Origin of the sequence: Micromonospora sp. NPDC000121 (genome assembly GCF_042899165.1) — a bacterium.
Taxonomy (GTDB): Bacteria; Actinomycetota; Actinomycetes; order Mycobacteriales; family Micromonosporaceae; genus Micromonospora.
The window spans coordinates 1-1,103 of record NZ_JBIAZP010000034.1 but is presented as its reverse complement, the minus strand read 5'-3'; the positions used below and the strand labels follow the sequence as shown (position 1 = coordinate 1,103).

Annotated in this window: 1 protein-coding gene; it reads left to right on the top strand. The window is 68.9% G+C overall.

The features are described 5' to 3' along the window. A partial coding sequence (locus ACFY23_RS31760; protein WP_350819819.1) for an acyltransferase domain-containing protein occupies positions 1-1,103 on the top strand: 1,103 nt, incomplete at both ends.

The window sequence follows — 1,103 nt, the reverse complement described above, 5'->3', positions numbered from 1 at the left end:
GACGAGTTGACCGTCGCGTTGGACGCGCTCGCCGAGGGTCGGCCCGCGCCGCAGGTCGTCGCCGGGGTTGCCGGTGCGCCGGGCGAGGTCGCGTTTGTCTTCCCTGGTCAGGGTTCGCAGTGGGTGGGTATGGCGGCGGAGTTGCTGGAGACGGCTCCGGTTTTTGCGGAGAGGTTGGCGGCGTGTGCGGAGGCGTTGCGTCCGTTCGTGGACTGGTCGCTGCTGGATGTGGTGCGTGGTGTGCCGGGTGCGCCGTCGTTGGAGCGGGTGGATGTGGTGCAGCCGGCTCTGTTCGCGGTGGGTGTGTCGCTTGCGGCGTTGTGGGAGTCGTATGGTGTGCGGCCGTCGGCGGTGATCGGGCATTCGCAGGGTGAGATCGCCGCCGCGTGCGTGGCGGGGGCGTTGACCCTGGAGGATGCGGCGGCGGTGGTGGCGTTGCGTAGCCGGGTCATTGCGGGTATCGCCGGCGGCGGTGGCATGGTGTCCGTGGCGACGACGGCCGAGGAGGTCACGGCGACGATCGGCCGCTGGGACGGTCGGGTTGCCTTGGCTGCCGTGAACGGGCCGACGTCTGTGGTGGTGTCGGGCGACAGTGCCGCCCTCGACGAGTTGGTCGCGCACTACGAGTCCCGCGAAATTCGGGTTCGGCGTGTTCCGGTGGATTACGCGTCGCATTCGGCGCATGTGGAGCCGTTGCGGGAGCAGTTGCTGGAGTTGTTGGCGGGGTTGCGGCCGCGGACGAGTGAGGTGCGGTTCCGGTCGACGGTGGTGGGTGACTGGCTGGACACCGCTGGTCTGGATGCCGAGTACTGGTATCGGAATCTGCGGCAGACGGTGCGTTTCGACGAGGCGGTGCGCAGTGTCGTTGCGGCGGGTTACTCCACGTTTGTGGAGGTCAGTGCTCATCCGGTGTTGACGATGGCGGTGCAGGAGTCCGTCGAGGTGGCGGCGGCGGATCCGGCTGTGGTGACTGTTGCGGGCAGTCTGCGTCGTGGTGAGGGTGGTCTGGGCCGGTTCCATCGGGCGTTGGCGGAGGTTTATGCCGGTGGTGCGTCGGTGGACTGGCGGCCCGCGTTCGCCGGTCGGCCGGGGCGTCTGGTCGA